The organism is Clostridium sp. CM037 (genome assembly GCF_055081095.1).
This window is the reverse complement of record NZ_CM143650.1, coordinates 956,912-979,752: the sequence shown is the minus strand read 5'-3', so window position 1 is coordinate 979,752 and position 22,841 is coordinate 956,912. Positions and strand designations below refer to the sequence as shown.

21 protein-coding genes are annotated in these 22,841 nt (G+C 29.4%); all 21 read right to left on the bottom strand.

All coding sequences use genetic code 11. From position 1 onward, the window contains the following. Positions 1-12 precede the first annotated feature (12 nt). Complete coding sequence (locus ACWJKP_RS04605) at positions 13-1,959, bottom strand: ABC transporter permease (RefSeq protein WP_165412016.1); 1,947 nt, start codon at positions 1,957-1,959, stop codon at positions 13-15. Next, positions 1,949-2,713 (bottom strand): ABC transporter ATP-binding protein, encoded by a 765-nt coding sequence (locus ACWJKP_RS04600; protein ID WP_165412017.1) that lies wholly within the window; start codon positions 2,711-2,713, stop codon positions 1,949-1,951. Before ACWJKP_RS04600 ends, ACWJKP_RS04605 begins: the two co-directional genes overlap by 11 nt. Positions 2,714-3,218: 505 nt before the next feature. After that, on the bottom strand, positions 3,219-4,247 hold the full coding sequence (locus ACWJKP_RS04595; RefSeq protein WP_165412018.1) for a sensor histidine kinase: 1,029 nt from the start codon (positions 4,245-4,247) through the stop codon (positions 3,219-3,221). Continuing rightward, entirely contained in the window at positions 4,237-4,947 is a 711-nt protein-coding gene (locus ACWJKP_RS04590) for a response regulator transcription factor (RefSeq protein ID WP_165412019.1), read from the bottom strand. The genes ACWJKP_RS04595 and ACWJKP_RS04590 overlap by 11 nt, the downstream gene beginning before the upstream one ends. 72 nt (positions 4,948-5,019) lie before the next feature. Further along, a complete protein-coding gene (locus tag ACWJKP_RS04585) occupies positions 5,020-6,735 on the bottom strand; it encodes a cobalamin-dependent protein (RefSeq protein ID WP_462961431.1) in 1,716 nt (571 codons plus the stop codon). A 3-nt stretch (positions 6,736-6,738) separates the two neighbouring features. After that, complete coding sequence (locus ACWJKP_RS04580) at positions 6,739-6,978, bottom strand: acyl carrier protein (RefSeq protein WP_165412021.1); 240 nt, start codon at positions 6,976-6,978, stop codon at positions 6,739-6,741. Positions 6,979-7,004: 26 nt separating this feature from the next. Then, on the bottom strand, positions 7,005-8,351 hold the full coding sequence (gene hemN / locus ACWJKP_RS04575; protein WP_165412022.1) for an oxygen-independent coproporphyrinogen III oxidase: 1,347 nt from the start codon (positions 8,349-8,351) through the stop codon (positions 7,005-7,007). 63 nt (positions 8,352-8,414) lie between these two features. Further along, positions 8,415-11,249, bottom strand: coding sequence for an amino acid adenylation domain-containing protein (locus tag ACWJKP_RS04570; RefSeq protein ID WP_165412023.1), 2,835 nt, complete (start codon positions 11,247-11,249; stop codon positions 8,415-8,417). Positions 11,250-11,294: 45 nt separating this feature from the next. Further along, a complete protein-coding gene (locus ACWJKP_RS04565; protein ID WP_165412024.1) occupies positions 11,295-11,534 on the bottom strand; it encodes an acyl carrier protein in 240 nt (79 codons plus the stop codon). 24 nt (positions 11,535-11,558) lie between these two features. Beyond that, positions 11,559-13,163, bottom strand: coding sequence for an amino acid adenylation domain-containing protein (locus ACWJKP_RS04560; RefSeq protein WP_165412025.1), 1,605 nt, complete (start codon positions 13,161-13,163; stop codon positions 11,559-11,561). Then, positions 13,156-14,310: an acyl-CoA dehydrogenase family protein gene (locus tag ACWJKP_RS04555; RefSeq protein ID WP_165412026.1), complete on the bottom strand. Its 1,155-nt coding sequence runs from the start codon at positions 14,308-14,310 to the stop codon at positions 13,156-13,158. Before ACWJKP_RS04555 ends, ACWJKP_RS04560 begins: the two co-directional genes overlap by 8 nt. 25 nt (positions 14,311-14,335) lie before the next feature. Next, positions 14,336-15,964: a class I adenylate-forming enzyme family protein gene (locus ACWJKP_RS04550; RefSeq protein ID WP_165412027.1), complete on the bottom strand. Its 1,629-nt coding sequence runs from the start codon at positions 15,962-15,964 to the stop codon at positions 14,336-14,338. Positions 15,965-15,981: 17 nt separating this feature from the next. Further along, entirely contained in the window at positions 15,982-17,019 is a 1,038-nt protein-coding gene (locus tag ACWJKP_RS04545; protein WP_165412028.1) for a hypothetical protein, read from the bottom strand. 39 nt (positions 17,020-17,058) lie between these two features. Next, a complete protein-coding gene (locus tag ACWJKP_RS04540; RefSeq protein ID WP_165412029.1) occupies positions 17,059-18,132 on the bottom strand; it encodes a 3-oxoacyl-ACP synthase III family protein in 1,074 nt (357 codons plus the stop codon). Between the two features lie 51 nt (positions 18,133-18,183). Then, entirely contained in the window at positions 18,184-18,429 is a 246-nt protein-coding gene (locus ACWJKP_RS04535) for an acyl carrier protein (protein WP_165412030.1), read from the bottom strand. 20 nt (positions 18,430-18,449) lie between these two features. After that, on the bottom strand, positions 18,450-19,460 hold the full coding sequence (locus tag ACWJKP_RS04530; RefSeq protein WP_165412031.1) for an electron transfer flavoprotein subunit alpha/FixB family protein: 1,011 nt from the start codon (positions 19,458-19,460) through the stop codon (positions 18,450-18,452). 31 nt (positions 19,461-19,491) lie between these two features. Then, a complete protein-coding gene (locus tag ACWJKP_RS04525; protein WP_165412032.1) occupies positions 19,492-20,247 on the bottom strand; it encodes an electron transfer flavoprotein subunit beta/FixA family protein in 756 nt (251 codons plus the stop codon). A 76-nt stretch (positions 20,248-20,323) separates the two neighbouring features. After that, positions 20,324-20,830: a flavodoxin domain-containing protein gene (locus ACWJKP_RS04520; protein WP_165412033.1), complete on the bottom strand. Its 507-nt coding sequence runs from the start codon at positions 20,828-20,830 to the stop codon at positions 20,324-20,326. An 11-nt stretch (positions 20,831-20,841) separates the two neighbouring features. After that, on the bottom strand, positions 20,842-21,219 hold the full coding sequence (locus tag ACWJKP_RS04515; RefSeq protein ID WP_165412034.1) for a hypothetical protein: 378 nt from the start codon (positions 21,217-21,219) through the stop codon (positions 20,842-20,844). 34 nt (positions 21,220-21,253) lie between these two features. Beyond that, complete coding sequence (locus ACWJKP_RS04510) at positions 21,254-22,018, bottom strand: 4'-phosphopantetheinyl transferase family protein (RefSeq protein WP_165412035.1); 765 nt, start codon at positions 22,016-22,018, stop codon at positions 21,254-21,256. 44 nt (positions 22,019-22,062) lie between these two features. Continuing rightward, positions 22,063-22,839: an enoyl-CoA hydratase-related protein gene (locus tag ACWJKP_RS04505; protein WP_165412036.1), complete on the bottom strand. Its 777-nt coding sequence runs from the start codon at positions 22,837-22,839 to the stop codon at positions 22,063-22,065. Positions 22,840-22,841: the final 2 nt, after the last annotated feature.

The window sequence follows — 22,841 nt, the reverse complement described above, 5'->3', positions numbered from 1 at the left end:
CACCTTTCCATATTATAATTTTTTTATAATTTCATCACTATATTTTTTCTTTGTTACAATGTAAAAACCTAATTGGAATATAAAATATACAACTACTACCTGAGTAGTGTTTTTCATAAATTCTCCTATAACATCTGAACCACTAACTATATTAGTTATTAAATATATAAAACAATATCCATATACACTTCCCATTATAAGAGGTGTAAAAAATGTTATTAGAAGTTCTTTTGAAATAACAGATTTAACTTCCTTCTTACTTATACCAATCTTATATAACTTTTTGAAAAGGTCTTCTGATTGACTTAATTCAGTATACTGCTTAAAGTATAGTACCATCCCCCCAGCAACAAAGAAAAGTATGCCTATTAATAGAGTAACAAAAACGAAAAGAGAATAATTTTTTTTCAACTCATTATATGTGTCTATAGTTGAAACTAATGGAAACAGTTTGCTGCTATCATCCTTATTTATTTTTCCAAACTCAGTCTTTAAACTTGCAACTGTATCACTTGTATTTTTCCATGATTCAAAGTTTAATCCATAATATTTACCAATAGAATTACTTTTTACCTTATTCTTAATATTTGTATAATCTTCATTACTAATGATTCCACCCGAGCTAGTTGGATATGAACCAACACTGTATATCCAGTCTCCATGATAGGAATCTTTAACCTTAAAGGTAAAGCTTTGAACTCTATCAGTAAAATTGATTGTATCACCTGGATTTATTCCTTGGGTTCCAGGTTCCCAAGTAGTAACAATATTAATTAACTCCCCACTTTTAACTTTTATATTTTTTCCTGTTAATAAATTATATTCTTCTTCTGAAATAATTGGTTTACTTTTTAATAAATCATATTTACTAGCTTCTAAGTCAAAATATAAATTTATGAATTCGCTCTCTTTTTTATCCTTTAATTTAGTAGATGAATTACCAATTATCTTTCCTAGTTGGCCGCCATCTATATTGTTCATGCCACCCAATGAAACAAACTCTATATTATAGATATTTCTTTCAGCTACTGATTCAGACATCTTATATAAAGAATATGGTGATGCTACTAAAAAAATGGTCATTGAACTTAAAATACTTAGTATAAAAATAATTTTCTTATTTCGATTGAATTTATAATTTATTTCCGTAATAGTAAGAATATTTTTATAGTAGAATTCACTCCTTTTAGTAAGTGATATTATAGTATTCCCTAGATTAGCTATAACAAGATATATACCAGTAAAACTTATTAATACATATGCAATAATAATTGGTGGATATGCATTAAGTTTTTCACTCCTTGCAATACCAAAAAGCATTACTATAGATGCTACTACAAGTATGACTCCTAATATGCCAAACTTATAATCATTTTTATTAAATCCACCGTCAATTTTACGTGACCCCTTAATTAACTGCGCTATATCTAATTTACTAATTTTTATATTAGTAATAACCTGTGCAACTATAAATATTAATATGAAAACCAACAGTGTTAAAATAAAGCTTTTATAATTTAAAGAATACTTAACGCCTTCTAATTTCAACAAATTAATCGCTGTTTCTTGGAATATTTTAGAGACTACCGTTCCAACAGCCAGCCCTGTTATGATTGATGATAAACATATTATGATATTTTCTCCTAAAATAATTTTCTTTAAATCCTTATTAGTCATACCTAAAGACATATATATACCAAACTCTTTATTTCTAGATTTAATGAATGATGAATGGGCATAGTTTATGAAAAATACTGAAAATACTGTTAACGCAGCTATACTTAATATAAAAATGAGAATAATCTGATTTTCCTTCGTTTTTTCATTTATTGCATCGTTAAATAATAAAGTAGCATAAATAAAAAATGTCATTATAGAAAAAGTACTGCATAAAAAATACGAAAAATATCTTCTAATATTGCTTCTAAAATTTTTTATTGTAACATCTTTAAAGGTCATCTCTTTCCCCCCCAATAATAGCTAGACAATCGAGTATTCTATCAAAGAATTCCTTTCTACTTCCATTACTTATAATTTCCATATTAATAGTGCCATCTTTTATGAAAATAATCTTCTTGCAAAAGCTTGCTGCAAATACATCATGTGTTACCATTAATATTGTGCTACTTTTTTCGTTGTTTATTTTTTTCATATATGTCATAACAGCATTAGAGGACTTTGAATCCAAATTTCCAGTAGGTTCATCTGCAAATATGATAATTGGATCATTCACTAGGGCTCTACTTACAGCCACCCTTTGCTGTTGACCTCCTGATATACTACATGGATATTTATCGGCTATTTGAGCAATATCAAAAAGCTCCATTATCTCATTACTTTTAGATTCCATTTCAGATCTATTTTTTTTATCTAAGATCATTGGTAACATTATATTTTCTTTTAACGTTAAACTATCCATTAAATTAAATTCCTGGAATACAAATCCTAGATTTCTTCTACGGAAAAGAGCCATTTCATCTTTATGTAAATCTGTTATGTTTTTACCATTTATATTAACTTCTCCGAAGCTTGGCTTTGCTATTCCACTTAATATATTAAGCAATGTACTTTTACCGCTACCAGATGGTCCCATAATACCTATAAACTCACCTTCCTCAACTTTAAAATTAATTGAGTTTAATGCTATTGTTACGTTAGATACATTTTTACCACCATATATTTTTTTTATATTTTTTGCATTTAACACACTCATTAATAATTCCTCCTTAAAATTGAGCTCTCACGGAAACTCTTTAGAGACCGTGATTACCCATTTTTAGTATCATTAATTTTTATTAATTCCCCCATTTTTTTGCATAAAACACTTGACAAGTTTGTAAAATTTTGAATTTCTCCTCTTAAAGACATGTTTTAAAAGGAGGATTATTTTATGCTTAAAAATTGGAGCTCCCATGCTGATTATCAGCAATTTATTATTTCAACTCTCTCATGTTTCTACAAAGTTTTTCCTAAAAAAATTATAGAACTTGAAACTTCTATCTCTAGTTCTATATAACTTTATACAAACTCAAGTTTTACATATTAGTTTCCGTGACTACTCAAATTGATTTATTGAGTTGGAATATTCCGTTAAGTTTGAAATCCTTTCTAGGTTACTCAGAAAATGACTATACCGTTCGTCCATGCGCTTAACTAACCCTTTAATCATTTAAATCTAACCCATATTCTATAATAAATTGTATCGTAAACTAAACTATTTAGAAAGTCATTTTTGTTACAGTACCTTTCAATTTTGAAAGGTACTGTACAGTAACTTCCGTACCTTTACCAACCACTGAGGAAATCTTTATTGAATGTCCTAATTTTTTTGCTACTTCAGAGCAAAAATATAATCCTATGCCAGTGGCATTATGGTTGCTTCTACCATTAGTCCCTGTGAAAAAGGGCTCAAACACCCTCTCCAAATCAATATAGGGAATACCAATACCTTCATCTCTAATTTTAAGTATTATTTCATTGTTTAACTCTTCAATGCAAAAATATACATTCTTAGGTTTCTTTGATGCATTTGAATATTTAATTGCATTTGATATTATTTGTTCAAGCATTGCTTCATTCCACTTGCTATCAGTCATTATAACTGCATTTTCGTCCTTACCTTGCATTATTGGATAAACGTTGTTGTATAGAAAATGATTTTTATTCGCATTTATTACTTTTCTAACCACTACAATTAAATCAATATTTTCTGGAATATAATCCGTGGTGAAACTTTCCAATCTAAATACCTTTAATACTTGATTCAAGTTTCTTAGAATTATCTCCTTTTCTCCTTCTATATGGTCAATTGCAATGGCACTCTTTACTTCATTTATTTTATACTTCTGTATAATCAAATCAATTACTGATAATGGTGTTTTCATATTATGAATCCATTGAGATATAAATCTATGAGTATTCTCTGTTTGAAGTTTACTTTCATATATTTTAGTCTCATAATTGTTATGAATATTATAAATTAGCTCAATTACTTCCTTCTGATCACAAGTAAATTTTTTATCATCAACCTCTATATTATCTATTAATTTTCTTATCTCTTTATTAGTTACATAATATTTTATGTATTTTATTATTATAAAAATTATAAATATACTAATTAGATATATGTAATTCAGAGATTTGTTAAAATACGAGTGATATAAACTAATAAGTACATGGGTAATAAAATAAATAAGTACAAAGTTAATATTATCCCGTGTGAAATTCTTTAAAACTTTAATATTCATTATCATTTCCTCTAAATGAAGTTGAATCAAAAATATATCCTACTCCCCTTTTTGTCTTAATTACATTGTTAAGCCCTAAATTTTCAAGTTTATTCTTAATACGAGTTACGTTAACTGTTAAAGTGTTATCAACAACAAATGTAATATCATCCCATAATTCTTCCAATAACTCTTCTCTAGAAACTATCGTATCTTTCTTTTCTAATAGCTTTTTAATAAGCTTAAATTCATTTTTACTCAATTCCTCTGATATTCCATCATAATATATCTTAAAGTTTCTCTCATCCAAATGAATCAAAGAATTCTCTTGTTGTACTTCTTCCTTAATTGAATATTCACCATAGTTTCTCCTCAATATTGCCTTGATTTTAGCTAATAAAACCTGTATATTTAAAGGTTTTATAATATAATCATCCGCGCCTAGTTCCATACTTAGCACTTGACTTGCTTCACCATCTCTTGCAGAAATTATAATAATAGGAACAGTTGATTTTCTTCTAAATACTCTACAATAGTAAAATCCATCATAATAAGTTAAATTAAGATCTAAAAGTACAAGTTGAGGCTCTTCCTTTAAAAATATTTCCTCTACATGTAAGAAATCTTCAACTGCTACTACTTCATACATATATTTTCTAAGTATACCTGATATTAAATCTCTAATCTTTATATCATCTTCAACAATCATTACTTTAATCATAAATCCCATCCTAACTATTTAACATGTACGTTTTAATTTCATTTGCAATTAAAACGTACATGTTAAATACTTTTATACATAATCAAACCATCTTTGTCCGTGTTTTCTCATAACCGGAAAAGCCTGATTCAATACTCCCTTAAAGAAGACTTCTTGATTTCTTCTATAAATATCTTCTGAGATATCCTGTAATTCTATATTTCTATCCTTTTCATTTATAATATTATCAATTTTATGAACCACATCTATAAATTCTAATGCATCATCTAGTTTATCAATTAAAGATTCTACTATTGAATTAGAAATTAAATTATACTCTCCCTTAAGCATAAATAATTCTTTTATAGCCTTGTATCCTACTTTAACTATTTGTTCTCTTGATAACCACTTAGTTTCATAATTTAATCTGTTAATTATTGAAGCTCGCATCATTCCTTTTCTATGTTCTTCTACTGTTCTATAAAATATCTTATAACCATTTTGTCTAGAATTTTCAAAAAAATTAGATGCTGGATCCAAAAATGGTATTAATGGACAAATAAGTGGTATTACCTTGCTTCCTTTGAATCGCTTTAGTAAATGATCACAATATTTTATTGTCTCAAATACGGATTTTTCATCTTGCTCTGGCATGCCTATAAAAAACCATATATTAATTTCGTCTATACCTATGTTAAGAGCATCATCTATCCATATCTCCATTTGTTCCATAGAATAGTTACCTCTTCCAGAGAGTTTAGAAATACGTATATCATGGCTTTCTGGCGATAATGTTATTATTGTTTTAGAATTTGCATGGACCATTCTTTTTAGCATTGCCTTACTTTGCAAACTATATTGTTCATAATTTATTGATTTAAATTTATATTTCTCTATTTGATCTAAACCTTCCATAAAACTTTCATCAGATTGATTATAATTACCACAACTATAAAAATTATATTTTTTAATATCCTTTATGCATTTTAATGATTCAAATTCTTTATTTATTTCTATTCGATCCTTGAAAATTGGTGAATTCTGATCTTTATATAATCTTTTGAAAGCTTTGTTAGATCCACCACACCAACCACAATTATTAGCACATCCAACATTAGTGGTTGAAACTATATCTAGCATAGGTATTAAGCTATTATTACTTTGTGGAATATCGGACCAATTTACACCATTAGAACATTTTGTAGGCATATGGTTTACTGGATTATCTATTATTTCACCTTTTTTATTTTTCCATATTAAATTTGGAACACTTTGAAAATTTTTATGTGTTTTGACTTCTGATACCACTTGACTCATGGGCATATGTGTATCATATCCCCTCATTACCATATCTATAAACGGATATGTAATTAATTCTTCAGCATAATAAGTTGAGGAGATTCCCCCAAATAAGATAAATGTATCCTTATGGATTTTTTTTAATTTAGCCGCTATTTCTAAAGCACCTTGTACATGAACCATCCAATGTAGATCTATCCCTATAATTTTAGCTTCAATATTTTTGAAACACTCTTCTAAATCCATATCAGGATTTTGTAGCATTAAGCTACACAAGTTCAAAATCTTAACCTCATGTCCATCTTGTTTAATATACTCCTGTAAAGTTTTAAATCCTAATGGAATAAATTCATATACCGGTGTTATTGGTACGTCTCCGCTTGTGCTCATGAAAGGAAAATATATTTTTCGCTCTTTTCTAAAATCAAAATAGGCTGGTGCATGTAATAATAATAAATCTACTTTAAGTTCATCGTTATTCATCCTATTTATTCCCAATTCATTGTGCATACCCTATAATGCCTTCCTTCCTATTAAATTAATAATCATTTCAATTGTTCCAAAATTTTCATGTATTAATTCTTCTGGTAATATTACTAAATCAAATTCTTTTTCTAATCTTGATACTAACTCTAATAACCCTAAAGATGTTATAATATTAGATTCAAAAATATCACTATTTAATTCTAATTCTTCCATAGGTATTTTTGATAAGTCTGATACTATTGTCATAACCTTCATTTCAACTCCCATAATTCTACCTCACCTTTTTCATATTATTAATAATATTTATCGAATACATGAGCTATTGTTCTTGCAAAATAAGATCCCACATCCGTTAATTGTATTACATTATCCCTTTTACCTTCAAGAAGGCCATCCTTCTCCATAATCTTGAGTAACTCTATTTCTTTATGAAAAACCTTATCAAAATCTATATGAAATTTATCATTTATATAATCTTTATTTATTTCAAAATTTCCTAAGATGCATTTTTGGATAATAGCTTCTCTTATTAAATCATCTTCTGATAAACAATGTACTTTTTTAACTTCTATAGGCAGCTTGTCCTCATCCAAATGTTTATAATAACATTCTATATTAGAAACATTTTTATAGTATACATTATCTACTTTACTAACAGCAGCACTCCCTATCCCTACTAGGTGTTTACTTGTCTCTTCTGATGAACCCATAAAATCTCTAATTGTTGTACCGCGGTCTATATTTTCACCTTCTTTGCCTTTATATCTGATAAAAGTGTCAATTCCAGTTTTCTTGTAACCACCACTTAGGTATTGATTTGCCATTTTAAATAATAATCCTTTTATAAAATTATTTGGTATGCTTAATTGTAGAATGTTTCTTTGCATACTATATACGGTAGGAAAATGAGCATACGGATATATCACTATTTTATCTGGTTCTATATTTATTACTTCTTTAAGAGTTTTTTCAAATTCGCCTAACCCTTGAAAAGGTAATCCATAACAAAGATCTATGTTTATTATAAACCCTAATTTCTTTGCCATATTAACTAACACCTTTGTATCTTCTAATGAGCAATCTCTATTGATAGCCTTTTGAACCCTTTTATCAAAATCCTGTATTCCAAAACTTATGTAATTAAACCCTTGTTCCCTTAATAGATTCAACTTCTCTAAGGTAACTATCTGCTTATTCGGGTATGCTTCAATCTTAATCCTAGCTTCATCTGAGATTTCAAAGTTATCTGTGATTATTCTATTTAACCTCGCGATTTGCTTTAAATTCATATAAGTAGGTGTTCCCCCGCCCCAATGAATATTATCAGCCTTAATCTTTTCACTCCTATTTGATAACTTAAAATCCAATTCCTTTTCTACATAGTCAATATATCTATCCTTATCCTCATCCTTAAAACTCACAGTTTTATCACAACAGCAATAATAACAAATAGATTTACAAAATGGGAAATGTAGATATATCTGTGCATCTTTAATATTCTTTAATGAATTACCAATTATATTTTTTTCATCAAATTCTCTCCACTTACGCTCAACTGGGTAGCTTAAATATAACGGAAGGTTATACTCATTATACTTCTGAGCAAGGTAATGTAATTTATTTAACTCCACATTATTCATTAATAATTCTCCTTAATATATCTAATGTACACGGTACTAAACGCTATAAAATTTTACTTACACTTATCTTACCATCATATCTAAGATCTCAAGTTCCTTGACATAAATAAGTTGCATACTATTACAGTGTTCTTTTATCTTTTCTTCACTAAGCGGTATATTTTTAGTAAATTTCACTAAATCATTTCTTATTCCTATCCATCCGTTCATTACCTCGTCAATCCTTGATATAACTCTATTTCTCTCCATAAACATTGTTTCTATTCTGTATTTCTCAGCTCTCTTGAAATCTATTATTTTATTGAGATAACTTATTACCTTATAAGCATATTTATTAAATATCTCTTTATAATTCAAATAATTATTGCTATAATTTTCTCTAAACTTATCAATAAATCTTACTCCATCCAGTATTGAATCTTTATATTTATCATAGTTTTCTATCAATGTCTTTTTATCTAACTCTAAGTCATAATTATAAAAAACTTTATTATCATAAAACTCGACGAAGGTATATCTATCTTCTTTAGTCATCAATCCATCTAAATATCCCATATAACTAATTACTAAATCTTCCTTAGATATCACTCGTTCCTTATAATTAAGAGCATCCTTGTGACTATGATCCATAATATAAAAATTTTCATTTTTTTCATCATAGTCATAAACCAATAAGGTATGAGCTACGTGTTTTTTCATATAAGTATCTCTTCTCGCGGATTGATAAAAACTGTCCACCCAAACTATTAGTAGTTCTTTTTTTCTCAAACCGTCAAATATTTTCTTTATTAGTTCATCTTCATTTAAAGCTTTAGTAAATATTGCGGCTACACATATTTTCTCTAATATCTCTTCTACCTTTATATCTTCTATATAATAAGAATTTAAATATGTATTCTCTTCATTTATTTCCTTTGAATAAATAAAAATATCATTACATAAAAATGAATTTATATTTCTATTAAAATAATTAATTATTGGGAATAGTGAATTATAAAAACAGTTCTTATAAAATAATTTATTAAAAGGATCTGGCTTTATTGGCTGACTTTTAGTATGACAGTTATCAGCTATTGCTACCTCTTCATTATCGTCTTTACGTTTAACTGTCCTGTCTACCTTTGTATAATCAGCTTGCTTCTTTACAGTGCTATTTGAAATTATTTCATCATAAGTAATCCTTACTCCAATTTTATTTAACTCACTTTCTAAATATGTAGCTTCAATTGAAGTTCCACCGATTTCAAAGAAATCATGATTTATTCCTATATTGTATAATCCTAATACCTGTTCCCAAACGCTACATATCTCTCTTTCCAATTTGCATGAACATGCTGTATACTCAATATCTGTGATTATTGAATCTGTAGAAACATCCGGCAACAGTTTTTTATCAATCTTACCATTTGCGTTTAAAGGAAACTCCTCTAAGAAAATGAATATAGATGGAATCATATATTGAGGTAATATTTCTCCTAAATGTTTTTTTACATCTTTTATATTGATAGTAGCATTTGTCACTATATATGCACATAAGTACTTCTCTTCTTTAGTGTTATTCTTTGCCAAAACTATGGCATCTCTTACGTCATCATAATTAAGTAATTGCTTTTCTATCTCTTTTAACTCAATTCTAAATCCTCTTATCTTAACCTGATCATCACATCTACCTATAAACTCTATATTTCCATCTTCCATCATTCTTCCTAAATCACCTGTTTTATACATTTTATCAATAGATGAATCTCTAAATATATCCTCCATAAATGCCTTTTCTGTTTTAACTATATCATTGACATACCCTCTAGCTATACCAACTCCAGCAATATATAATTCTCCAATTTCCCCATTAGGTACTGGTTTAAATTCATTATCTAATATATAAAAATAGTTATTGTCTATTGGCTTTCCATAAGGTATGCTTATCCATTCTTTCCTAATCTCCTTAATAGGATAATAGATAGACCACACTGTTGCTTCCGTAGCACCACCGAGGCTAGTGATATTTGCATTAGGAAAATATTTCTTTAACTTATTAACCAAATTAAGAGGTATCCAATCCCCACTTAAAAATATATTTTTTAAATTGCTTTGTTGAAAATCAACATTTCGTTCTTCCAAGGCACTAACAAGGGAATTTATGGTTATCGGAACTGAGTTCCAAAATGTAATTTTTTCTTTTTTCATAATATCTTTTAATATACTTGTATTCATTATATGTTTTTTAGGGCAAATTACTATTGTCCCTCCAACATCTAACATCCCAAAAATATCATATACCGATAAATCAAAACACATAGATGTAACTAATAATGCTTTATCACTACTATTAATTTCAAAGGTTTTATTAACCCACTTAATTAAATTTACAGCTGAATGGTGCTCTATCATTACCCCTTTTGGCATACCAGTAGATCCGGAGGTATACATAATATATGCCAATTCCTTAGAACTCTTTTTTAAATTAGGATTTTCTTTTGAATACGTTGAAAGCTCAAGATCTTGTAGCTTAATTTTATTTTCCAAAGGAATACAATATTCTCCATCTACTATAGCTACCACAGCTTTTGAATTCTCCATAATGTAATTGACTCTTTTATTAGGATAGTCTGGCTCAATAGGTACGTATATTGCTCCACATTTTAAAACTGCTAAAAGTGAAACTATCATATTAACACTTGGTTTTACAATAACACCTACATGATCATTAATCTTAACGCCCCTAGAGATCAAGTAGTCCGCTAATTCGTTTGCCCTCTCATTCAATTCTGAATAAAATAATGTTTGATTTTCATATTGTATAGCTACTTTATCCCTAAATTCATTCACTTTTTCTTCAAATAGTTGATGGATTGTTTTGTTACTTGGATACTCTTTACATTCTTCCCGACTTACCACTGCTTCTCCCTCCAAAACCATATGTTATAATTGCTATTTATAGTTCTACTCTTTTAAAAGTCCTTCAATTAGATTAACCATATCACCTAAAGTAGTACATCCTATTAGTTCATTTACGCTTTCTTCAATACTAATTCCTAATTCATTTTCTATCATTGCTACTATCTCAACAATCATCACCGAATTTATAGCTAAATCATCTTCTACACTCAAATCTAAATTCATTTCTTCTATATTAAAATAGCAAATATCGCTTATAATTTCAAACATTTTTTCTTGTATCAAAGTATTCCCTCCCTCCTTGTGATTTTATATATTGCTCCTAAATATTTTTTTTAAATCTTGACGATTAATTTTTTCATTAGCTCCTTTAGGTAATTCCTCAATCACCTTAATAATATCTGGAATCATATATTTAGGTAATATACTTCCTATGAATTGCTTTAATTTTATTATAGATATCATTTTATCTCCATGTATCTTTACAGCAGCACAAATCAATGTATTTCCTTCTTCATCTTTAATATCTACAACTGCAACATCTTCTATATGTTCATCCTTATATAATATTCTCTCTATCTCTAATAATTCAATTCTAAAGCCAGCTCTCTTAACTAGAGAATCTTCTCTTCCAATAAACTCTAGAGCTCCTTCATCATTTATAACTACAATATCCCCAGTACAATATATCCGCTCTCCATTATGCTCCGGAATAGGACTTACTTTAAAGGATTTTTCTGTTAACCCTTCATTACGATAATATCCCTTCATAACAATAGTTCCCCTAACACATAGCTCGCCTTGTTCGCCTTTAGAAGCAAGCTTACCTTCGCTGTTTAACACCACAACCTCCGTATTATCGCATGGAAATCCTATAGGGACTGGACAATCTTTTACACATTCCTTATCCTTAACAAAGTAGTATGTACATACATTGGTTTCTATTAATCCATATAAGTTATAAAATAATGCATCAGGCAATATTTCCATAGTTTTCTTCAAGTATTCTGGTTGGAATACTTCTCCTGCAAATAATATTTTCTTAAGAGAAGTTAGTTCACCTTTTTTAAGTTTTGAGTATTTTATAATAGCTACCCAAAGTGATGGAACTGAATATATGTAGGTTATTTCTTCCTTTTTTATAACCTCTATTAAATTTAATGGGTTTTTACTCTTTTCTGTAGGTAATATAACTAATGTTCCACCCTTTGCAATAGATACAAATATATCAAAGATAGATAAATCAAAATGAAATGGTGCTATACTTAAAAACTTGTCTTCATGACTTGGCTTAAAATAACTACAACACCATTCTATAAACGTCCTTGCATTTATATGGGTAATCATTACTCCCTTTGGTATACCAGTAGATCCAGACGTATATAATATGTACGCTAAATCATCACTTATATTTTTTCCTCTTTCTTTATATAGTTCTTTAATTTGTTTATTAAAATTAAATTCAACATATTTATTAAAAATATCTTTATCTAAGGAATATTTATCATCTATGAGCAATACATTTATTAACTTTAACAATTCCTTATTACCATGAATTTCTTTAACTAACCTTTCTAAATTCTCCCCACTAGTAATTAGATACCTTACCTTACTTTGTTCCATTATGGATAAGGTTCTAATAACTGGTGAGTAGCATGAATCTAATGGAATATATACTCCTGTTGCATATACCACTCCAAACATTGCCGCAATTGTGTTATGTGACTTGTCCAGATATATTGCTACCGCTTCTCTAAAGGCCAGCCCCATTTCTATAAGTGTATCTGATATTCTTATACTTGCCTCTTTTAATTCCTTATAAGTTACTTTTTTATTTTCATACTTGATTGCTATTTTATTTTCAAATTTTTCTGTTGTATTATTTAGATAATCTTGCAACAAAAAATCAGTCATAAATTTTCTCCAAATTCTCTGAAATTATTTTTTTCTGCATTTCACTGGTTCCAGAATATATCTTTGAAGCTAATGAATCTCTCATTTGCTTTTCAATCATACTTTCTTTCACATATCCATATGCACCCAATATATTTACTGCATCAAAGCTGTTTTGCACTTTACACTCTGAGGTATGTAATTTCAACATAGCAGCTTTGTACATCTCACAGTTTCCATTATCATAATCCTCACAAACCTTAAAGAGCATAAGCCTACTAGTTTCAATCTTTATTCTCATATTTACTAACTTATCATAAACACCTTCAAATGCTATGATCTTCTTATTAAATTGTTTCCTTTGATTTGCATATTTAAACACTTCTTCATATTGTTGTTCCATAGCACCAACATGATATGCACTTACCATTATTCTTTCCCATAGCATAGCTTTAAAAAAAATTTTCATTCCTTGTCTTTCACGACCCAAAAGTCTTTCTTTTGATATCTTGCAATCTTTTAATATCACTTCACTCATAGGACTACTTCTTAACCCAGTCTTTTCAAATATTTGTCCTATTTCATATTCACCTTTACTTTTTTCTAAAATAAATGAGGATACATCTAACATTCTAATTCCATTCTTATGCTTTCCATAAACCACTAAAATGTTGGATTCTGGAGCAAGGGTTGCAAAGTTCTTTACACCATTTAATATGTAAAAATTCTCTTCTTTATCTATGAATGTAATCATAGCAGAAGAATCAGATCCAACACCTGGTTCTGATATCACACTACTGCCTATATATTTTCCTTCTACTAACCCAGCTAAATATTTATGCTTTTGATCTTCGGTACCAAATACCCATATAGGTACTTGAGTTGCAGTCATTTGAGCACATACTGAAAAGGTTAGCCCTTCATCTTTGCATTTCTGTGCAAAAGTTCTTATTGCTAACGCCGTAGTTAGCATCCCTTGCCCAGCTCCTCCATATTCTTCTGGAAATGGTAGACCTAATACCCCCGCTTCAGCTATCTTGTCCCATTTATCTTTCCTAAATCTACATAATTTATCATCTAGAAATACATCTGTATTTAGATATCTATCACATAACGCCTCAATAACCTTACAGATTTGTATTTGCTCCTTACTAAAACTAAAATCCATAATAAATACTCCTTAGGTTTCTAATTTATTCATCTTTAGCAATTCCCTTAACTATGCTGTCATTTAATAAAAATTTACATTCAGCTGGAATTCCTTCTACACTCCATTTTTTCAGTATATTCTTTTGTATCTTCCCTGATTCTAGAGTAGGAAATTGAGATACAAAGATTACTCTATCTGGTACCTTATAATTAGCAATTTTGCCTCTACAGAATGCCTTTATTTCTCCTTCAGTAATGTGTTGTCCTGGCTTTTGTATAACAAATGCAACTAGAGATTCCCCTAATATTTCATCATCTTCCCCTACCACTGACACGTCTTCTACCTTTTCAAAATTTAACAAACATTCTTCTATATCTACAGGATATACATTAAATCCGCCTCTAATAACCATATCCTTGCATCTTCCAACGATACATACATTTACACCATCTTTATAATAGCAGGCAAGATCCCCAGTATATAACCAACCTTCCTCATCTATTACTTCTTTAGTCTTTTCTTCGTTTTTATAATATCCTTTCATTAGATATCCTTTTATAGCTAGTTCTCCAATCTCACCTTTGGGAACTTCCTTTCTATCCTTGTCTACTATTTTTAACTGAAAACCTTCTAATGGTTTACCTACTGTATTAAGTCTTACATCCTTTGGGTCATCTAATCTTGTCATGGTAACAACACCAGTAGCTTCTATAATTCCATATGCATTTATTAAAGTGCATTTTGTTGTATCTTCTATCTTACGTGCTAAATATGGAGTACATAAAGATCCAGAAACTACTACTTTATTTAACTCCTTAAAGAATCCATACTTGTAATAATGCATTGCTAAAATCAAGCTCCACATAGTAGGTTGCGTATGAAATAAGTTTATATGTTTTTTTGTTATATGTGATAATATATCGTTTGGATTGAAGTTAGATATCCATTTCATAGTTATACACGAAACAAAATAAAGTAATACTGCATTAAACCCTTGAGCTGCGTATAATGGTGCAACTGAAAAACCTATTTCGTCATCTATTTTTAGAACCTTTCCACCATAATATGAAGTTTGAATAAGGTTCTTATGAGTAATCATTACACCTTTTGGATGTCCAGTAGTACCTGATGTATATCCTAATATTGCAATATCATCTGGATATATTTCTTCTAAATCCATATTTTCTATGCACACATCACTTTTCTCTAATAAACAGCTAAAAGGTATAACTCCATCTTTTATATCGTCTCCTAAAACTATATAATTCTTTATCTTCGTTAAATAACTGTTTATATTATTTAACAATATGTTATTGTAATTAAATATACCTACCTTATCTTGATATATTATGGTTTCTACATCTGAATCTACTAATACCCTTTTAATTTCATCTGGCTCGTATCTTGTGCTTATTGGTACTATCCATGCACCGATTTTGAACACTGCAAAATACACATATAGATATTCTAAACAATTAGGTAAGAGTACTGCCACTTTATCATTCTTCTTAACTCCTAATTTTATTAAATTCTCTGCAATGGTTATAGATTTGTTATATAATTCTTGGAAAGTAACACTTTCTTCCTCAAACACAACAGCTGGTTTATCCGGATAATTTTCTCTTAATGTATCTAATACACAATCTATTGTTAAACACTTATAGTCCATCATAATACTTTATCTCCTTTTCACAATAAATTATTTAAGTCAAAGCCCTCGAAATATTTTTCTGCTTCTTCCTCTTTCAAAATAGCCCCTATACAACATGGTATTTTTCTTGGACGTTGCATTGCAGTCATGACATATTGTATATAATTAAAGTTATTTGAAAACGCTCTAATCCCAATCGCCTGCATAATTACTCCTACAAATGCTCCAGGAGTCAAATTACTATTCAACATTTTATCATTATTGCCAGGAAATAATTCCTCTCTTACTTTCTCTACGCAAACTAATAAAAACTTTTGAATTCTAATATAAATATAATCATTTTCTTTCTGATAGAGTTCATCTTCATGAACAACCTTGTTATTTATATAGAACTCTGCTTTTATTGTATTTTTTAATTTCATATATCCGTCTTCATCAAAAGTAACATTATTAAAAACATCATATAAAACTACTGTATATTTTACCTCATCTTTTCCTTTGAAAGCATGTACCCCTGTCAGATATAAATTTCCACTAAAAGCATAAACATCTACTACCTCCTCTTCATAAAATATCCTATCATCTATCTCTTCGTTTTCTTTTTTGAACATTAAATAAGAAGAATATATACTCGATATTACTTCATGAATATGAAAGCACTTAAATTTATCTAATCTTAGCTTAGGTCTAATATTTTTATCGAATTTAACTCCTTCTAATTCACTCTTTAGCTTACCCTCCAAATAACTTTTAGAACACATTATTCCTTTTCCACCATTAAAAAGATTATCTATAGATGCTTCTTCTATAATACCTTCGCTATTTACTGTAACATAAACAATGAATGACAAAGAAACATCTTGCTTTTTCATTCTCGTAATATCTCTCTGCCACCCAGTTATCCTAACTTTCCCATCCTCTTTATAACTTTGTACTACTGTCCCTCTTGCCCTAACCATGGGTACAATCTTATCTATACAAGAATAATTTCCATATACTATTTTCTTTCTTAACTTATCCCTATCTTTATATTCTTTTACTATTAATTGAGCCCTTGGAACTTCTATCCTCTCCATCTAATCCACCTCGCTTATTTAATAACTCTGCGCATGCGTCTACCATATAATGTAAGCCGCTGCATATGTCAATCCACACGCACTTCCTAATAATAAAATAGAATCTCCCTTATTTAATAAACCATTTTCTTCTGCAATTGCTAGTCCAACAGGAATATTAGCACTGCCCATATTTCCATATTCATAGAAGGTGTTAACAGGGAATACCTTATCTATCTTTACCTCTATTTTATTTAAAATTGAGTTAGTGATGTTTCGACCTAATTGATGAGCGAAAATATAATCTATTGAGTCCTTATCAATGTCTTTCTCTACTAAAAATTTATATACAAATCGAGGCATTTCTTTTATTATCTTAGATGCAATTCCTCTTCCATCTGCCCAGCTAATAAAGTCCATAACATTTAATTTATCAGAAGGCAAGGTTACCTTAGGTGATACATAAAGTGAAATATCCCAGTCACTACTATCCCTTTGTTCACCATAATATTTTATTGTTTTGTTGCCAACGTCCTTAGTTAATATCATTGCGGCTGCTCCAGACCCTGCAAATAATAAGTTCATTTTATAATCAGCTTCCTCTAAACTTTTAACATCCCCTCGATATTTAGAAGAATCTATCATTTCTAATGCACTTTCACTAGTTACCAGCAGAATATTTCTATACTTACCAGTATTAATGTATAAGCTAGCTAATTCCATTGCTTTTAAAAATCCATTACATGTATCATTTATATCATAGTAGTTTCCACTCTTCATTCCTACTTCATTTGCAAGAATAATAGAATAAGAAGGCTCTCTAAAGGGGTTACATACTCCAACAAATAATAATAAGTCTATATCTTCAGCTGTAATACTTGCTTTTTTAATAACATCTCTAGCCACTTTTGTAGCCATCTGTATAGAATTTTCTTCATTGTAATCTTCGCAATATGATCTAGTCTTAATCTCTAAAAAGTCCAATTTTCTTTTACATCCATAAGTCAGTAATTCTAAGTCATCCTTCTGTAAATTTTGATAATGTTCTTTAGCAAACTTATCAACGACTTCCTCATTAGTCATACGCCCTTTGGGTATATAATAGGATAGTGCTTTAATAGATAGATTTAACATCCCCTTCTTACCCCCCCATCTTTTTACATTCATTACTAGTTCTCGAAAAGTTTATTCATTTCTATATTTATTAAATAGGTCATATGCTTCTCCTAAGGTTCTAGTCATAATCTTATCTTCACCTTCAAATCTAACATTATATTCTTTTTCTAATCTTATCATTGAATTCACTAAACTTAAGGAATCTACTCCTAATTCAAATAATATATTTACATCTCTAGTCAATTTTTTTATATCAATACCTAAATATTCCGAAAAAATCTTCTTAAAATCCTCAAATGTTATACTATTATCCATATTTTTACCTCCTTACTTTATTATAATTCTTTTATTTTTTTTATTAACAATGGCACCACTTCAAACAAATCTCCTACAATTCCGTAAGTTGCTATTTTAAATATTGGTGCTTCCTTATCATTATTTATTGCAATAATTTTATCTACTGAATTTATCCCTACAGTATGCTGAATTGCTCCTGATATTCCAATGGAAAAATATATCTTACTACTAACATTTTTACCAGTTAAACCTATCTGACTTCTATATTCTAACCACCCTTGATCTATCACAGGTCTTGTAGCTCCAATTTCTGCTCCGAGACAATTAGCCAATTCTTCTATAATACTTAAGTTTTCTTTATTTTTAATTCCTCTTCCCACAGATACTATAATTTCGGATTCAGGGTTATAATTCTGATTTATTATATCCTTAACACAATCTATAATCTTAGTTTTTACATTACTTGGTAGTTTGATATTTGGACTTATTATCTGCCCCTGGCGACTATAATCTACAGCTTTGCAATTCATTACTTTGGGTCTTATTGTTGCCATTTGAGGTCTATGCTCTGGGCAAAGAATAGTAGCCATTATAGCACCTTCTCTAGCTGGCCTTACCTGTAAAAGCATTCTTCTTGTCATATCTATATCTAAACTAGTGCAATCAGCCGTTAATCCTGTGTTAAGCCTTGATGCCAAGCGTGCTGCAATAGACTTACTATGTATTGTAGATGGTATTAATACTATTTCAGGCTTGTATTTTGATATTATTTGATAATATAGTTCAGTATAGATTTCTTCATTTATTTCCGCTAAAATAGGCAAGTCCACTTTATAAATTTTATCTGCTCCATGATGTATGCAAGATTCACAATATCCACCTATATTGCTACCTAATAACACCACTGAAATTTCTGTTCTTAATTTTTCATTTATTTCATTAGCACCACCTAATAACTCATAAACAATAGGCTCTAACTTACCTAATCTGCACTCTGCTAAAATCATTATACCTTCATATTTTTCTTTAGATATTTTAATATCTCCCATCTGTTCCCCTTTTCATAACTTCTCATTAACCTTAAAATAAGCATTGTACAAGATAATCTAATTTTTCATTTATACTATTACCTTCTATGATTTTACCTTTATTCTCATGGATAACAGTATAAACTCCTTTTACCTTGGTAGGAGACCCCTTTAACCCACATAAATTTATATCAATGTTCAAATCCCTAGATGAATATTTTTTTATTTCACTTCTAGTAGACTTTAATACACCCTTAATGGTGCGTATTCTAGGACTATTAATACCCTTTACAACAGTAATTAATGCTGGAAGTTTTAACTCTATGATTTCATAACCATCTTCAACCATTCTTTTGCATATTATATTATTTTCTCCTATATTTAATATTTGAATTACATGTGTAGTGTGGGAAACTCCTAGCTTTTCTGCTAAAGCTGGTCCTACTTGTGCCGTGTCGCCATCTATAGAATGTGTACCACAAATTATTAGGTCTTGTTTTCCTATTTCAGCAATTCCTCTTGAGAGAAGATATGATGTGGCTAATGTATCTGAACCTGCAAATGTATTATCAGTAAAAAGTACTCCTTCATCAGCTCCTAGTGCTATACATTCTCTTAAGGTGTTTTCAACTGATTCTATCCCCATGCTTACCACCGTTACCTTGCTCTCCATTGTATCTTTTATTCTTAGAGCCTCTTCAAGAGCAAATATATCCACTGGATTTATAACTTGTTTTTCTTTATCATCCATATATACATTAACATTGTTATATTCTTGCACTTGTTTAATACAAACTACTATATTCACTCATTATCTCCCCTATTATTTTTGTTATTAAGCTTTTAATCAATACAATCTTCATAAGAGTACAATAAAGTAATAATTAATTTTTGAGCTCATTTAAAATCTCTTTAATATTTTCCTTTTTCACATTGTCACAATCTCTAACCATCTCTTCGGCCATCTTCTTACCCATAAAAATCCTGGTCATTTTTCGCCCTAGATTCATAATGTTTTTATCCTTTTCACTTAACTTCTCAAATATAAATCTTCCTTCTAATGGAAAATATTTTATTTGAGATCTTATATTTACGGGTATACTTTTTTCATAATTCTTAACAGATGCCTTACTGTTAATCGGTGTCTTAGACACAGAGAATAATATTACTTTTTTGTTTTTCAACTTACTCCAAACCTTACTTAAGTAATCACTAATAACCAACTTCGATACTCTAACATATGTACCAATTATTATGGTGTCATATTCATCAAATTTATCTATATTAAATTCGTCTATGGTTTCTATATCAGCATTAGCCTCTTCTGCTATCCACTCAACATATTGTTTTGTACTTCCATAAGCACTAGTATAAAGAACTAAACTCCTCATTTAACTACCCCCTAAATTAGTTTTGATTTACCAACAAATATATATAATATCCATTGTATTACAGCAAAGACCATAAATAATGTAAATGAATATTGGTAATTAGATATTATCTTCATATCTGGCATAAATCCTAAATATCTATTGGCTAACACACCAAAAGTTAGAAATGTCATAATACTCCCAACTATAAAGGCTGCTGAACCACAAATCGTCTTAAATTCCTTACTTTCTATCTTAAACGGTTTAAACATTGATATAATCACCGTAATTATAAAAATAACAGTATAAGCTTTTACATAACCTATCTTTCCATTAAAAGCTAATAAAGTAATCAGTCCCGATGCAAGTATTAATACTACTGTAGCTATATAATAGTTCTTAAATTTCATACCCTTATCTCCCTTAATATATTAAATTCCAACTCTAAATAATCTCGCTTATGATTTCAATAATATTCACTTCCGGTGAATCATCTATTAATTTTTTAGGAATTACTATTGTAAAAACATATTCATTGTTCAAAACTGAAATGGCTTTGAATTGAGAAAAGTTTTTTAAACTACTGATAAATCCCAAATCTTTTTTAACGATATCTTTTACCTCGAGTATATCTAAGTCAATAGTAAACCCAGTATTTAGAACCTTCGACATTGCTTCTTTTATGGTCCATAGCATCGTTAAAAATGCAGTGAACGTTATATCTTCCTCATTGAAAAGCGCTTCTTCCCCTCTCGTAGTAATTCTCCTTAAGGCCTCAATTCTTCTTTCATCAATAGCTTCAATATCAATCCCTAACATTAATCGTTGATCAAAAGCCACTGCAACACCTATGGACCCACAATGTGTAATCGTAACCTTCTCATCTCTTCCACTTACTATTGGTTGATTAAAAATTCCGTGATTTACAAATATATCACTTAAATCATCTTGCTCTTCCGCTATAGCAAGCTTTGATACCAACTTTCCTAATAAGAAACTTTCTCTTCTTCTTTGGTGTTTTATATTCAAATACTTTTCTTTCTCATTATCATTAAGATAATCTATAGGTATCTTCTCTTCCTTATGTATATTTGCTACACATATTATAATTATATATATGTTTTCCTCATGCTGAAAGTTAAGGGTTATCTTTCTTACTGCATTAGATAAAAAGGCATTGTTTTTACTTCTAAATTCTTTATACAACATTTTCTTTTCTCCAATTGACTTATTAGTATATATTCTTTTACAATTTATTTTTCCCATGGGAACTTTTTATTTAATACATAATTCTCAATGACTTCTTTAACTTCTGTAGATGAGGTTAGCTTTTCTATCTCCTCTACAGCACAATTTTCCATCGAGTCATTGATAATCCACATTTTTTTAAAGTATCTCTTTATCTCTTTTACTGTTTTAGGATTTATGCGACTAACTCTTTTACAAAGTTTTAGTATACTACTATCTAAATTAGTAGTAACTTCATCTATAAGATTGCAACTAAGAGCTTCCTCTGATAACATCGGCAATGTAGTTATAGTCATTCTATATGCCTTCCAATAACCAATTCGTCTAATTAGATATGGAGTTACAAGTGCAGGTAATAACCCCCATATTGCTTCTGGCAGGCTAAAGATTGACTTTGGTGTTGCTACAACATAATCACATGCAGCTACTAATCCAACTCCACCAGCAATAACCTGTCCATCCACCTTTGCTATTACAAATTTGGAAATTTCGCTTATTCTCTTCATTGTATTTATAAACTCATTAGGATCTGGGGCTGTACTCTCCGCTCCAGCTACATTACTATTAGTAAAGGCTTGGAAATCCATACCTGTGCAGAAATATCCATCTTGACCTTCTATAACTATTACTTTGCAAGAATCCAAATCTTCTAAAATATCTAATGCATTTTGTAATTCTTGTACTAAAATAGAATTAATGCTATTTCTTTCTTTGCACCTATTAAGTTTTATAGAATATATTTCATCAGTTACCCTGCCTACTATCAAAGTTTTATAATCCATAT